The sequence below is a fragment of the Streptomyces bacillaris genome (assembly GCF_003268675.1).
GTDB classification, from domain to species: Bacteria; Actinomycetota; Actinomycetes; order Streptomycetales; family Streptomycetaceae; genus Streptomyces; species Streptomyces bacillaris.
This window is the reverse complement of sequence record NZ_CP029378.1, coordinates 4,214,416-4,228,512: the sequence shown is the minus strand read 5'-3', so window position 1 is coordinate 4,228,512 and position 14,097 is coordinate 4,214,416. Positions and strand designations below refer to the sequence as shown.

The following is a 14,097-nucleotide window of genomic DNA, read 5'->3' as shown; positions in this document are numbered from 1 at the left end:
CAGTCACCAAGCGACAGTTCTGCCGGGGAGCGGCCAACGCACTCGCCACAACGTACCGACAGGTGCGTCGATAACATTCGATAAGATGCCGACGCACCTGTCGTCAAGTTCCGGCAAAGGGCAGGTGAGTCCGGTCGTCGTGCCCCGTCCCTTCCATCGCTCGGAGTTCCCCGTGTTCCTTGCCCTACGCGATCTGCGCTTCGCCCGCGGTCGCTTCGCACTGATGGGCGCGGTGGTCGCGCTCATCGCCGTACTCGGTGTGCTCCTGTCCGGGCTTGCCTCCGGTTTGGCGGATGCCGGTGTGTCCGGTCTCCGCGCGCTGCCCGTGACGCACATGGCCTTCGACGAGAAAGCGACCAGCGAGCAGTTCTCCCGCTCGACCGTCGAGCAGGAGGACTGGCGGGCGTGGTCCGAGGCTCCGGGGGTGAAGCGGGCTGAGCCTTTCGGGAACACCCTGGCCAATGCACAGGTGACCCAGGGCGCCAAGAAGGGCGAACAGGTCAACCTCGCCGTCTTCGGCATGTCACCGGACTCCTCCCTCGCCCCCAGCCCCAGCAAAGGTGAGGGCCTGAGGGAGGGTGGTGCGGGCATCGTGATCACCCGGGAAATCGCAGAGCTCGGCGTGGAGGTCGGCGACATTCTGACGGCGGACAAGAGCGAGGTGCGACTGGAGGTCGTCGGGCTGGTCGACGAGACCGTCTCCTATGGCCACATCGGTGTCGCCTACGCCGACCTCGACACCTGGCGGCACCTTCACTACGGCCTGCCGGGCGACCTGCCCGCAGCCGCAGGCCGCCAAGCCACGGCCGTCGCCCTGACCCTGGAGCCGGGTACCGATGTCGCCACCGTGACGAAGGCGACCGGAACCCGTGCCGACACCAAGGAGGCCACCTTCGGCGCGTCTCCCGGTTACACGGCGGAGTCGAGCACCATGGCCCTGATCAAGGGCTTCCTCTACGCCATCTCGGCCTTGGTCGTCGGCGCCTTCTTCACCGTCTGGACCGTGCAGCGCAAAGCCGAGATCGCCCTGCTGAAGGCACTGGGAGCTCCCACGGGATACATCCTGCGCGATGCGCTCGCCCAGGTAGTCGCCGTACTCATCGGTGCCACGGCCGTCGGCACCGCTGTGGGCCTGGCCCTGGGCAGCACGATGATCGGCAAGGCGCCCTTCTCCCTCTCCGCTCCGGCCATCGCGACCTCCTCCGGCCTCCTCATCGTCCTCGGGACTGTCGGCGCAGCCGTCGCTGTCCGCCGTATCACCGCCGTCGACCCCCTGACAGCTCTGGGAGCCACCCGATGATCACACCCACCACCGGCCACCAGGCCACGGCCGCCACCGCGAGCTCCAGCGGACTGTGTCTGGATGACGTCACCCTCACTCTCGGTGACGGTGACGCTGCAGTGACAGCCCTCGACCATGTCGGCCTGACCGTAGCCCCGGGCGAGTTCGTCGCCGTCGTCGGCCCCTCCGGGTCTGGAAAATCCAGCCTCCTCGCTGTCGCAGGCGGCCTCCAGAGGCCCACCTCGGGCACCGTGCGCATCGCCGACACCGAGCTGACCGCCTTGCCGGACAAGGAACGCACCGCCACCCGCCGCCACCACATCGGCTTCGTCTTCCAGCAGTCGAACCTGCTGGCCTCCCTCACCGTCAGGGAACAGCTCCTGCTGCCTCTACACATCGACGGCCGTCTCGACGCCGCAGCTCGGGCCCGGGCCGACGAACTCATCGAGGCGGTCGGGCTAACGCCCCGGGCGGGGTCTCGCCCGCACCAGCTCTCCGGAGGTGAACGCCAGCGAGCGGGCCTGGCCCGGGCTCTGATGACCTCTCCCGCCGTCCTGCTGGTCGACGAACCCACCTCGGCGCTGGACCGGGTGCGCTCAGCCGAGGCGGTACGGTTGATCGCCGAGCAGACCCACGAGCGCGGCACGGCAACGGTCATGGTCACCCACGACACGGCGATAATGGACGCAGCCGACCGGGTCCACGAGATGGTCGACGGCCGCCTGTCCTGACCGGGGCCGCGGGCCGGGACCCTCCCCCGCAGTGCCCGCCGCTCCAGGAGCCCGCCCCGCATGCCGAAGATCAACGCCTCCACCGTCGCCGAGCACCGCGCCCAGCAACGCGAGGTGCTGATCGGGGCGGCGATCGACATCCTGGTCAACGAGGGCGCCACCGCCGTCACACCGGCGGCGGTCGGCGCCCGCGCCGGTCTGGCCCGCTCCAGCGTCTACCAGTACTTCGACTCCTCGGCCGCCCTCCTGTCCACCATCACGGAAGAAGCCTTCCGACGCTCCAACGAGGCACTCTCCCAGGCCCTGGCCGCTGCGGAAGGCCCGCTGGAACGCGTTGAGGCGTTCTTCCGGCAAAGCCTCCGCCTCGGTGCCGATGGCGCACACCGCCCCGCCGTCGCCCTCATGAACGTCGGCCTTCCTCCGGCCTGCCAACAGCGTCTGATGGAGCTCCACTTGGAGCAGGTCGAACCGTTCCGCGCTGCTGTCCGGGAACTCGGCGTTCCCGAGCCCGCACTCACGGCTGACCTGATCGCCGGAATGCTGCACACCGCCCTGGCCGCCGTCGACAACGGGACCCCTCTCGATACGGTCACACAGCGAACCCTCGCACTCGTGCGCCGCTGCCTCACCCCGGCCGACGGCACGATCAGCGCACCGGAGGAAGTGGCCTGAAGCTCTCCCGCCGGCCCACCCCCTGGCAGGGCCCGATTCACCGCTCCCCTCGTGCCCCATCCGTGCCCATCAGAGCGGACAACAACGGTCAGGTACAGCCTCCAGAGACCACAGCAGTCCAAGCTTCCTCACGGGAAAGCGCAGTTCATAGCCCTACTGGCAGCCCGAGCACTGCTGATTCCCAAGCTCAGAGCGCGAGTTCGATTCTCGTCACCCGCTCTTTCAGAAAGGCCCCGGTCTCCGACCGGGGCCTTCTTCGTGTTCGGCGGCGGTCCGTGGTGTGGGGCTGTGGGGACGGCTGGAACCGCGTGGTTGCGGGTGGGCGTGGTGTCCTAGCGTGTGCGGAAGTGAAGGGCGACGACTCGTGTACGGGGGAGGCTTCCAGTGGGTGACGGGGCAGCGCTGGTGGAGCGGATAGCCGAGCGGCGGGCCGGGGTCGGTGACCCGAGGGCCTTGGTGGGTGAGCTGCGGCGGACGTTGGTGCTGGTGCCGTTCGACCGCGGTGGGCTGTGGACCGCGGAGTTCGGTGGGGTGCGGTGGGTGTGCGGATTCACCGATGAGGCGGCGTTGGCCCGGTTCGCGGAGGAGCGGGCTGTGGTGGAGGGGGCCGGGGCCGCCTCGCGGAGTTGGGAGTATGCCGTGTTCCGGGGGGCTCGGTTGCTGGATGAGGTCATCCCGGCCATGGGGGTGCCGGCCGGCGTCGCGGTGAACGTGGCCGACCCGGACGGATCGATGCTGTTTCCGCCGGTGGTGGGGATCGTGCCGGATGCCGTCGCCGTCGACGCGGACGTCCCGGGCGCGGGGCAGCAGCGGTGAGCGGTGCGGGGGCGGAAGACCTCAACGTCGATCCCGTCAGTGTTCAGCAGATCACCAGCGGGCTGCGTGAGGCCGTTGCCGAGTTGAGGGAGATCGGTACCGGTACCGGCGCGGTGCTCGGCAAGGGGCTCTCGGACCTGTCGATGACCGGCATGGAAGCCGGTCACCACGGGCTGTCGGTGGACTTCGAGGACTTCTGCGAGCGGTGGGAGTGGGGCGTCCGCGCGCTGGTCCAGGACGCCAACGCCATCGCGGCGAAGCTGGGGCTCGCGGCGGGGATCGTGTGGGAGGAGGACCAGTACGTCCACGGGACGTTCAAGATCGCCGTGAACGCGGGCGTGGGGAATCCGCATGCCTCAGAAGACGAGATCGTCCAGCAGGACTGGGGCGATGTGTTCACCCCGGACTACCTGAGTCCGGACTACAGCCGCGAGTCGTTCGAGCGGGCATCGGACGAGGCCGGACAGACCTGGAAGGACACCGGGCGGGCGCTCGTCACCGAGGGGAACGGGGGGCGGCAGGCGGAGCAGCTGAACGAGCTGTTCGGTGTGGATCAGGAGGCGTTCGACCGGTCCGTGGACGAGGCGTTCGGGCCTTCACCGGAACAGCGGGCCCAACAGCAGGAGCAGGACGGGGGGAACTAGGTCATGGGGATCGGGGATTTCGTCCGGGACATCACGCCCGACGTCGTCGAGGACGTGGTCGAGGACGGTGTCGAGTGGGTCGGTGACCGGGTCGAGGATGCCGGGAACTGGACCGGCGACCGGCTGGAGGACGCTGGCTGGGAGTCCGGGGCGGACTGGGTCCGGGAGAAGTCCCGGTCGGTGGCGAACCGGATGGGCGCCGAGGTCGACGAGATGGACCTCGGGCAGACCGAGGACAAGACCAAGCTCATCTACGGCAGCCCGTCCGAGATCCGGTCCACCGCCACCCACCTGCGCAAGCTCCAGGGCGCGTTCGACAAGGTCGGCGGTGGGCTCAAGGGCGTGGACTCGTCCGCGCTCAAGGGTCAGGCGGCGGACGCGTTCCGGAACTCCGTATCGGTCGAGCCGCCCAAGTGGTTCAAGGCCGCCGACGCCTTCGAGAAGGCGGCCGCCGCGCTTGACGCCTTCGCGGGGACCGTGGAGTGGGCCCAGGGGCAGGCGCAGACCGCGATCGACAAGTGGAAGGCCGGGACCAAGGCGTCGGAGGAGGCCCGGGACGCGTACAACGAGAAGACGACCACGTACAACAAGGCCGTCGACGCCTACAACGCCAAACCCGCCGACGAGCGCGACCCCTCCACCCTGCCGCCCAAGCCGGGCACCTTCAGCGATCCGGGCACCGGGCGGATGAAGGAAGCCCAGGAGTTGCTCTCGGAGGCGCGCAAACAGCGCAACACCGCCGCCGAGACTGCCCGCAAGGCCGTGACCGCGGCCCGGGACGCCGCCCCGCGGAAGCCGCGCTACGCCGAGCAGGCCATGGACGGGCTCGCCGAGTACCAGGTCATCAAGACCCATCTCGCGGGCGGCGTCGTCAAGGGCGCGGCAGGCATTCTGACCTTCGCGCGCAGCGTCAATCCCATGGATCTGTACAACATCACCCACCCCGCCGAGTACGGGCTCGCGCTCAACAACACCGCCGCCGGGCTCGTCCGGGTCGCCAACGACCCCTGGGGCACCGGCAAGCAAATGCTCGACGACTTCATGAAGGACCCCGCCGAAGGCTTCGGCCGGCTTCTCCCCGACGCCGCTCTCACCGTCGCGACCGGCGGGGCGGGGGCAGGCGTGAAGGGGGCCCGGGTGGTGAAGGAGGCCGCCGATGTCGCCTCAGACGCGCGCAAGCTGGAGCGCAATGCGCCTGAAGGCACCCACAACCGTCGTGACGACGAGCGCATCACCGACGACACCGACCCGGTCGACCTGGCGTCCGGCCGTATGTTCCTCCCGCAGACCGACGTATCGCTTCCTGGGAACCTGCCACTCGCCTTCACCCGCCGAGTGGAATCGGGCTACACAGCCGGCCGGTTCTTCGGCCCCACCTGGTCCTCAACCGTCGACGAACGTCTGGAGATCGACGCCAACGGCGTCATCCATGTCACCGACGACGGACTGTTGATCACCTACCCCCACCCCGTCCCCAGCCTGCCCACCCGACCCCAGAGCGGGACATCACGCAGCATCCTGGAACGCGACGGAACCGGCGACTACACGCTGACCGACCCCGAGACCCAGCTGACCAAGCACTTCGCAGCACCTCTTGCGGCGGAACCTGGCGAAGACGGCACCGCCTGGCTCGTCCAGATCGCCGACCGCAACAACAACACCATCAGCATCGACCGCACCGACGATGGCACACCACAGGAACTCATCCACTCCGCCGGCCATCACCTTGTCCTCACCACGGCCGAAGCCCGGGTCACCGGGCTGAGTCTGTTGGACGGAGCAGGAACGGTCCAACCGATCAAGAGCTACGGCTACGCATCCGGCAACCTCTCCACCGTCACCCAACCGTCCGGAGCGACTCTGACCTTTGAGTACGACGAAGACCGCCGGATAACAGCCTGGGTCGACTCCAACCGGAGCCGATACACGTATGTATACGACGGGCGCGACCGAGTGATCGCAGCAGGAGGTGAGGCCGGGCACGTCAAGCTCACTCTCACCTACGGCGGCCCCGACCCCGTGACAGGCAACCGCGTCACCACCCTGACCTCTGCTGAGGGTGATGCCACCCGGCATCTGATCGACGCCAGGTGCCGCGTCCTCGCGACCACCGACCCACTCGGCCACACCACCCGATTCACATACGACATACACGGCAGACAGCTCAGCCGTACTGACCCGCTCGGCCGTGTCACCTCCTTCACGTACGACGATCACGGTCATGCGCTCACCGTCACACGGCCGGACGGCAGTCAGCTGACGACGAAACGTGACCCATCGGGAAGCCGGACGGAATCGCGAGGTCCGGACGGCGCGCGCCGTCTGCAGGAGTTCGACGAACAGGGCAACCTGATAGCGATCACCGACGCGGCCGGGCAGACCACCCGTTGGGTCCTCGACGGGCAGGGCCGGCCGACCTCGGTCACCGACGCGTTGGGAGCGACCAGCACCATTCGTTGTGACGCTGCCGGTATGCCGACGGAGGTGACCGACCCGGCCGGATCCACCACCCTGGTGCTGCGCGACGCCTTCAGCCGCCCGGTACACATCACCGATCCGACAGGCGCCGAAACTCGACTTGAGTGGGATGTGGACGGCCGCCTGAGCTGTCGGACAGCCCCGGGTGACGTGACCGAGTCGTGGACATACGACGGGGAAGGCAACTGCCTCACCTACACCGATCCGGTCGGCGGTGTCTCATCCTTTGAATACACCCACTTCGACCTGCCGGTAAGCCGAACCCATCCGGACGGAGTCCGGTACTCATTCCGGTACGACGCCCGGTTGCAGCTCACCCACGTCATCAACCCCCAGGGACTGACGTGGAATTACTCGTATGACGCAGCCGGCCGCATGATCTCGGAAAGGGACTTCGACGGGCGCACCGTGTCCTACCGCTATGACGCCTGCGGACAGCTCAGCTCCCGCACCGACGCCCTCGGTCAAACCATCTCGTTCAAGCGTGACCAACTCGGTCGAGTTGTCGAGAAGGACGCCGATGGACGAGTGACCACCTACTCCTACGATCAGGCCGGACGCCTTCTGCAGGCGTCCGGACCGGACAGCGAACTCCTCTACCGCTACGACCGACGGGGCCAGGTGAAAACCGAGCTGGTGGACGGACACGCCATGGCCTACGCATACGACGCCGTTGGCCGCCGCACCCGCCGAACTACACCCACAGGGCACGTAACCACGTATGCCTACGACAACGGTGGACGACCCGAGCACCTGACCGCAGGGGGCCGCCGAGTCGGCTTCACCCACGATGTCGCGGGGCGGGAGACAACGCGCGAGTACGGCGACTCCCTCACCGTCACGTCGGTGTGGGACGACGGGGGACGACTCTCTGCGGAGCACCTCAGCGCCGATGGCCGCGCGCTCAACAGCCGCAGCTACAGTTACCGTTCGGACGGACACATCACCACGTTCTCTGACCGGCTCTCGGGCCCTCGTACGTTCGGCCTCGACGCGGTCGGCCGCATCACCGCAGTGCACGCGCAGGGTTGGACGGAGCGTTACGTCTACGATGCCGACGGCAACCAGACCGAAGCCACCTGGCCCGCCACGCATCCGGGTACCGAGGGAGCTGGGATTCGGTCCTATGACGGCACGAAGCTCATCCGGGCCGGAAACACCCGTTTCGAGTACGACGCTCTCGGCCGCGTCACCCTGCGGCAGCGAACCCGGCTCTCCCGCAAGCCTGATACCTGGCGCTACGTGTGGGACGCCGAAAGCCGTCTTTCCTCAGTGATCACCCCGGACGGCACCCGATGGCGCTATCGGTACGACCCTCTGGGGCGCCGCACCGCGAAACAGCGTCTGTGCGCCGACGGCAGGACGGTCGTCGAAGAGGTCACATTCGCCTGGGATGGCCTCACTCTCTGCGAACAGACGGTTCGGGACCCAGATCTGCCGCATACCGTAGTCCTCACATGGGATCACCGCAGCGGCATTCCTCTCGCCCAGACCGAACGCATCCTGAGCGCCGACACCCGTCAGGAGGAGTTCGACCGGCGGTTCTTCGCCATCGCAACCGATCTCGTCGGCACCCCCACCGAACTCGTCGACGAGGCCGGCACCATAGCCTGGCGTACGCGCACCACCGTCTGGGGCACCACTGCCTGGTCCCGAAAGAGCACTGCCTACACTCCTCTGCGCTTTCCCGGCCAGTACTACGACCCGGAGACCGGACTCCACTACAACCTCTTCCGCCATTACGATCCGGAAGCAGGTCGCTACGTCTCTCCCGACCCCCTCGGCCTGGCACCCGGGCCCAACCCCGTCGCCTACGTCGACAACCCCTTCACTTGGTGTGACCCACTGGGCCTCATGCCCAAGTGCCCGAGAGAGAGGGCCCGGAAGGTTTCCGACCAGGTGGTCGAGCGGGCCCAGGGAGGGAAGATGAGGAAGTCCGCCAACTACCACGCGGACACGCGGCATGCGTTCAGCGACGACCGTGTGCTGGAGATCCTCAAGAATCCCGACGCGGTTTACCACTCCCAGGGGCAACGAGGGAACCTCACCTTCCGGCAAGGGGAAGACGTCGTGATCACCAAGGGGCCGGGGGCAGGCGCGGGCGACGTCATCACCGCGTACGGTCCGTCGGGAATCAGAGGAGAAAGCGGCGCCAAGGCATTCGGTGGCTCGGCTGACGACCCCGGCCTGCCAGTAACCCATGACGATATTGTGAACGGCAACATTCCGGACAGCCGGGGCGGCACGATGGCGCCCGCCGAGCAGATCCGGTGAGGGGGTACTCCTGTGGAAATCGCTCTGAACAGCCTTCGAGCCGTGGTGACGGACACGCCTCTCACAACCCCTCCGCGCCTCGCCCTGGATATCCCTCAGTTGCTTCTGGGTGAGTTCACCGACCGGGCGGGATTCGAGCAGTTGCTCCCCCGCACCTTCGGAAGCCAGGAGTGGTTGGGATCGGAGAACGACGACGTCCTCTTCGACAACACCAGCCGCGAACTGGTCGGCATGGGGCTGCACCTGCCCGCCGTGTCAGCCCCGCCAGAGGTCGGCGTCCGCCTGCCGGCCGAGACTCGGGCCGTCCGCGGCAGCCTCCGGGCTCAAGAGGTACGCGATTTCTCCCTCGCGCAGACAACGGTGCTGTACTGCGACCCCGAGGCGACTGAATTGACCTGCCTGCGGGATCTCGCGGTCCTCGACGATCCGCTGGACGCTCGGCTCGGCATCGCCCCCGGCCTGGCTCTCATGGTCCAGGCGGGTGCGGTAGTGGGCTGGAGTCTGAACGATCCCGTCCAGTACCTGACGACCGGGTACGCCGTCGCCGACCCAGCGCCGCCGGCGCCCTCCACCAGGCTGCGGCTGGCCGAGTGCCTCGCGCTGATCACCCGGCCCTTGGTTGACAACGTGATGGACAAGGAACCGGACGCCTGGCACCGACTCCGAACGACTGAGCAAGCCCTGCGCGAACAGCGGGAGGACCTGAACAGGGCAGCAATACTCCACCGGCTCGTGGCCCGCCTGATCGAGGACTACGAGAATTGGTGAGCGAGGCAGGTCTCTCGTTTGCCTCTCTGCCTCAGCGGCCGTGCCCCATCCGTGCCCAGCGGAGCGGACAACAGCGGTCAGGTACGGTTTCCAGAGCGCTTAGCCATACACCTCGTCCAACGGGAAAGCGCAAGTCAGATCCCATCTGGTAGCCCAGGCACCCCTGTATTCCCAAGCTCAGAGCGCGAGTTCGATTCTCGTCACCCGCTCCATGATGAAGCCCCGGTCGACGGCCGGGGCTTGTTCGTTATCTGGACCTGCCCGATGTCGCTCCCCTCAGCGCCAACGAGTCAGCTGTTCCCTTCCGTCCGGAGCCGGGAGAGGGCATGCGCAACCGGCAGGTCGTACTGGTCCTTGTCCTGCTCCCAGTAGGCGAGTACCCGAGCCGTGGCCTCGGCCATGTCCGTGGGCAGATCAGCCGCGCGAAGGGTGTCGGCGACCTCTTCCATCTCGGGTGCCCAGCGCCAGGCTCGAGCGGCCACGCTCGGCAGGTACTCAGGATCGGAGAGGATCGCGGAGATCACGACCTCGGCTTCGGCCGTGAGCTGATCACCGACTCCATGGGCGTCGGCGAGCGCGTGAGCGACTCCGGCGAGAGTGCGAGCGGCCTTCTGATAGCCGGAAAAGGCCATCTTCAGCGCGGAAGCGGAACCGGGGCGGATCTCGTCGGCGATGCGCCGTACGCGTTGAGGGCTGATGGCGTTGACATCGGCGTACACCCCCGCGAAACCGTGCGCGGCCACCGCCGCCGCAACGTCCTCCGCCGCCTGTGGTGGGCACACCGAGAGAACGACCGCGCTTCGGGACAGCGCTTCCGCGAGCGAGTCGCAGGGCGTGGCGCCGGCCTCCGTCGGGCGATGCCACGTGTCCTCGCCCCGGACCTCGGGCGCCACAGCACCTCGTGACCGCCGAGGACGAGTTCGGCGGCGACCGCCGCGCCCATGGCCCCAGGGTGCAGGACTGTCACGGTGGTCATGGGCTGCCTCCGACGGGATACGACGTGGCAGGAGTTCCTCATCCACATGATCCGCTGTCACCCGGCAGCACCGGCGAAGGGCTCGGCACCTGGTGGCGGCACGGCCGTGGCACTCCCTGCCCCGGCAGCTCGTCCCACGCGAACGCCGCGTCATGGGTACCGTGCAGGAGACGAACCCTGTACGGACAGACCGGCGGTCACGCCGGCCCGGCCGTCGGCTGCTGCCGCCGCCGCGGATCACGGCTCGTCCCGGCCTTGGCGAACGGCCCGCCCGCCTTCGGCCAGTACCGGCGCCGTACGGGCGGGACCGGCTACGAGCCCTGGGCGCTCCAGGTGGTCGAGTTCTCCGGCGACCGCATCGCGCATCTCACGGCCTTCCGTGGTACCGCGCTCCTCTTTCCTCTGTCCGACCTGCCGGAATATCCGAGTGATGAAGCCGGCCTCGGCGCCCGGCCTGATCACCTGCCGCTGCTGCGGCGCGGGTGACCGGCAGTCCGGCCCCTTTCGCGAGCATCCGCAGGTGGTTGACGGCCGTCCGGGCCGGGTGGAAGGAGCGGGCGTCGAGCATCGCCCCCACCCGGCGCGCGGGTTCGGCCAGTTCGCGGTAGGGGACACCGTCGAAGAGGGTTTCGCCCTCACCGGCGTCGAGTCCCAGCATGAGCCGCATGGTGGTCGACTTGCCGGCGCCGTTGGGTCCGAGGAAACCGGTGACCTTCCCCGGTTCCACCCGGAAGGACAGGTTCTCCACCGGGAGCAGCAGGTGCCAGGTGGCGACGGCCGGCAGAGTGGCGCAGAGCGCGGTCAGTGGGAGACGCCGACGCAGTGGCAGGGCGAGCAGGGCCGGGGCGCACACGGCCAGAGCCAGCACGCCGAAGTCGTCGAGTACGGTCAGCAGCTCGCCCAGCGCGCACGCCACGGCCACCTGCTCGGCAGAGAGTCCCGGCCGACGGCGGTGTCTCCTGCGGATCACGCAGTGCGTCGCATGCCTGCCGTCACGCTGCCCACCAGCCCCTGCTGGTGGGCCCGGACCGCCGCCTGCACCCGGTTGGCCACCCCCAGCTTCCCGAGCAGCACGCTGACGTGGTCCTTGACCGTGGTGGTGCCGATGTAGAGCCTCTTGCCGATCTCGGTGTTGGACAGGCCTTCGGCGAGGAGCTCGAGCACTTCCCGTTCCCGGGTCGTGAGACTCTCCGCCGCCGGTCGCACCGCGGCTCCCACCGGGTCGGCACCGCCACCGGTCCGCGCGGGAATCAAGGAGACCGGCCGGGCGCTCTCCGCCGCGGCGGTCGCCCTGCCCAGCGGGCTTTTCCGGTCCTCCAGGGTCTGCCTGTTCTCCCGGCCCTCCTGGTTCTCCCGGTTCACATAGCCGTGGATCACCGTACGGGCCGCCCGGGGAGCGATCACGCTGCCGCCCTGGACCAACTCCCTGATGGCGTACTCCAGTTGCTCCGGAGCCGTGTCCTTGAGGAGGAATCCCGTCGCTCCCCCGTGCAGCGCGGCCGAGAGATACTCCTCGACATCAAAGGTGGTCAGCATGGCCACCACCGGCGGATGTTCGAGCCGGCGCAGGTTCGTCAGTACGCTGAGGCCGTCGCAGTGGGGCATTCTGACGTCGAGCAGGACCAGGTCCGGCTGCCACTGCTCCGCCTGGTCGGCTGCCGCCTCCCCCGCGCAGACCGACACGACGCGTACGCCCGCGAACGCGTCGATGATCCGTCTCAGCCCTTCGCGGATCAGGGCCTCGTCGTCGACGATCATCACGCGTATGTCCGACTCGTTCACTCTTCCCCCGTTGTGCAAACTCTGCGCTCGCCGAGCCCGGTGGCACTTGCCTGGTCAGGGCGGTGCGCCGAGCTTGGATTCCACTATCCCATGACCAGTATCAACCGATTCAGAACATATCTGCAGGCAGAAGAGATTGATGGTGATATATGCGCCAGATCTGGCCGGATCTAGAGCACGCCGGGTCCACCGGGGAAGTTATTGACCGGTCGTTCTTGATTGGACTACGGTCCCCGGTGTGGCCAGGACCAAGGAGTTCGATCCGGATGCCGCGCTGCAGTCGGCCCTCGAGCTGTTCTGGCGGCGCGGTTACGAGGCGACGTCGATCGCCGATCTCGTGGAGCACCTCGGCATCGGGCGGGCCAGCATCTACGCCACCTTCGGGAACAAGCACGAGCTGTACCTGAAGGCGCTGGACCGCTACGCCGAGGGGCGCGACGCGGTGCTGCTCGCCGAGTTGTCGCAGCCGGGGGACGCGTTGCCCGCGGTGCGGGCGGTGGTGCGGCGGTTCGCGGCGGAGGCCGTAGCGGACGATGTGCGGCTGAAGGGGTGCCTGGTCACCAACACCGCCGTCGAACTGGCCCCGCACGAAACCGCGCCGGCCCGGCGGGTCGAGTCGAGCTGGGACCACTTCGAGACGCTGCTGCACTCCGCTCTCGTACGGGCGCAGGCCCAGGGCGAGTTGGCCGAGGGGCGTGACCCGCGGGCACTGGCCCGTATGGTGCTCGTCCTGCTGCAGGGGGTTCGGGTCGTCGGCAAGGCGTCCGGCGATACCGCCCGGGTGCGGGACGCGGTCGAGCAGGCCTTGAGTCTGCTGGAGTGAGGAGCGCGCCCTGGGGTGGCTTGCTTCTGTCTCGATAATGGATCGATCAGTCCAGTATTTTTCGCCGCAGTCAAAGGAGTTGTCGGGTCATGAACCGCTTCACCGGTAGGACCGTCCTCGTCACCGGCGCCGGGTCCGGTCTCGGCCGTGCCATCGCGCTCGCCTTCGCCGCCGAAGGTGCCTCCGTGGTCGCCGCCGGCCGCACCGCCGCCTCCCTCGACGAGACGGTCCGGCTGATCGAGGCGGGCGGTGGTAAGGCCGGTGCCGTCACCGTGGACGTCACCGACTCCGGGCAGGTCCGTGATCTCGTACGCGAGAGCGTCAGCCGCTTCGGCGGGCTCGACATCGCCGTCAACAACGCCGGGATATTCCGCGGCGCCGGGCCCGTCGGGGAGGTCAGCGAGGAGGACTGGGACGCGGTGCTGCGGACCAACGTCACCGGCGTCTGGCTGGCCATGAAGCACGAGATCGCCCATATGAAGGAGAACGGCGGTGGCGTCATCGTCAACATCTCCTCCAACCTCGGTGCGCATCTGCGGATCCCGAACGCCGCCGCCTACATCACCTCCAAGGCCGCCGTCTCCGCCCTGACCCGCGCCGCCGCCCTCGACCACATCCACCAGGGCATCCGCATCAACGCGGTCAGCCCGGGGGCCTCCGCCGCGCCCATGTCCCTGATGCCCGGCGAGACCGAGGCCGACCGCGCCGAGCGGGTGAAGTCGGAGAACCCGCTCGGGCGGGTCGCGGAGGCCGAGGAGGTGGCGGCCGCGGTGCTCTACCTCGCCTCGGACGGTGCCGGTGCCGCCGTCGGGACCGATCTCGTCGTCGACAGTGGGGCGTCCGCCTGAAGG

Annotated in this window: 11 protein-coding genes and 2 pseudogenes; 10 read left to right on the top strand and 3 right to left on the bottom strand. The window is 68.3% G+C overall.

Going from position 1 to position 14,097, the window contains the following annotated elements; genetic code table 11:
* Positions 1 to 172: 172 nt before the first annotated feature.
* From DJ476_RS18295 to DJ476_RS18265, 7 genes are all read left to right on the top strand, one after another.
* Entirely contained in the window at positions 173 to 1,300 is a 1,128-nt protein-coding gene (locus DJ476_RS18295) for an ABC transporter permease (protein ID WP_112491051.1), read from the top strand.
* A complete protein-coding gene (locus tag DJ476_RS18290; RefSeq protein WP_112491050.1) occupies positions 1,297 to 2,013 on the top strand; it encodes an ABC transporter ATP-binding protein in 717 nt (238 codons plus the stop codon). The genes DJ476_RS18295 and DJ476_RS18290 overlap by 4 nt, the downstream gene beginning before the upstream one ends.
* Before the next feature lie 60 nt (positions 2,014 to 2,073).
* Positions 2,074 to 2,685 carry a TetR/AcrR family transcriptional regulator gene (locus tag DJ476_RS18285; RefSeq protein WP_112491049.1) on the top strand — a complete coding sequence of 204 codons (612 nt, stop codon included), beginning with the start codon at positions 2,074 to 2,076 and terminating at the stop codon, positions 2,683 to 2,685.
* A gap of 384 nt (positions 2,686 to 3,069) precedes the next feature.
* A complete protein-coding gene (locus DJ476_RS18280) occupies positions 3,070 to 3,501 on the top strand; it encodes a hypothetical protein (protein WP_103419353.1) in 432 nt (143 codons plus the stop codon).
* A complete protein-coding gene (locus DJ476_RS18275) occupies positions 3,498 to 4,145 on the top strand; it encodes a hypothetical protein (protein WP_103419354.1) in 648 nt (215 codons plus the stop codon). The genes DJ476_RS18280 and DJ476_RS18275 overlap by 4 nt, the downstream gene beginning before the upstream one ends.
* Before the next feature lie 3 nt (positions 4,146 to 4,148).
* Positions 4,149 to 8,897, top strand: a complete 4,749-nt coding sequence (locus DJ476_RS18270) for a putative T7SS-secreted protein (RefSeq protein WP_112491048.1) — start codon at positions 4,149 to 4,151, stop codon at positions 8,895 to 8,897.
* A gap of 12 nt (positions 8,898 to 8,909) precedes the next feature.
* Positions 8,910 to 9,665, top strand: a complete 756-nt coding sequence (locus DJ476_RS18265) for a hypothetical protein (protein ID WP_318294733.1) — start codon at positions 8,910 to 8,912, stop codon at positions 9,663 to 9,665.
* Positions 9,666 to 9,955: 290 nt separating this feature from the next.
* Here the strand turns inward: DJ476_RS18265 and DJ476_RS18260 are convergent.
* A pseudogene (locus DJ476_RS18260) lies at positions 9,956 to 10,641 on the bottom strand (DUF1932 domain-containing protein).
* Between the two features lie 204 nt (positions 10,642 to 10,845).
* On the opposite strand from DJ476_RS18260, the pseudogene DJ476_RS35650 reads away from it, so the two are divergent.
* Positions 10,846 to 11,127, top strand: a pseudogene (locus DJ476_RS35650) (hypothetical protein); the annotation flags it as partial.
* Here the strand turns inward: DJ476_RS35650 and DJ476_RS18250 are convergent.
* Together DJ476_RS18250 and DJ476_RS18245 are read right to left on the bottom strand one after the other, a co-directional pair.
* On the bottom strand, positions 11,009 to 11,557 hold the full coding sequence (locus tag DJ476_RS18250; protein WP_318294732.1) for an ATP-binding cassette domain-containing protein: 549 nt from the start codon (positions 11,555 to 11,557) through the stop codon (positions 11,009 to 11,011). The pseudogene DJ476_RS35650 and the gene DJ476_RS18250 sit on opposite strands and share 119 nt — an antisense overlap.
* A 50-nt stretch (positions 11,558 to 11,607) precedes the next feature.
* Positions 11,608 to 12,423, bottom strand: a complete 816-nt coding sequence (locus DJ476_RS18245; RefSeq protein ID WP_318294731.1) for a response regulator transcription factor — start codon at positions 12,421 to 12,423, stop codon at positions 11,608 to 11,610.
* Positions 12,424 to 12,661: 238 nt separating this feature from the next.
* Between DJ476_RS18245 and DJ476_RS18240 the strand changes: the two genes are divergently transcribed.
* Together DJ476_RS18240 and DJ476_RS18235 are read left to right on the top strand one after the other, a co-directional pair.
* The gene (locus tag DJ476_RS18240) at positions 12,662 to 13,246 is read left to right on the top strand and encodes a TetR/AcrR family transcriptional regulator (protein ID WP_103419362.1); all 585 of its coding nucleotides are present in this window, start codon (positions 12,662 to 12,664) and stop codon (positions 13,244 to 13,246) included.
* Positions 13,247 to 13,335: 89 nt separating this feature from the next.
* Entirely contained in the window at positions 13,336 to 14,094 is a 759-nt protein-coding gene (locus DJ476_RS18235; protein ID WP_103419363.1) for an SDR family NAD(P)-dependent oxidoreductase, read from the top strand.
* Positions 14,095 to 14,097 lie beyond the last annotated feature (3 nt).

Bases quoted from the DNA above. Each gene is read 5' to 3' on its own strand.
- DJ476_RS18290 (WP_112491050.1), top strand. From the start codon at position 1,297: ATGATCACACCCACCACCGGCCACCAGGCCACGGCCGCCACCGCGAGC.
- DJ476_RS18285 (WP_112491049.1), top strand. From the start codon at position 2,074: ATGCCGAAGATCAACGCCTCCACCGTCGCCGAGCACCGCGCCCAGCAA.
- DJ476_RS18270 (WP_112491048.1), top strand. From the start codon at position 4,149: ATGGGGATCGGGGATTTCGTCCGGGACATCACGCCCGACGTCGTCGAG.
- DJ476_RS18235 (WP_103419363.1), top strand. From the start codon at position 13,336: ATGAACCGCTTCACCGGTAGGACCGTCCTCGTCACCGGCGCCGGGTCC.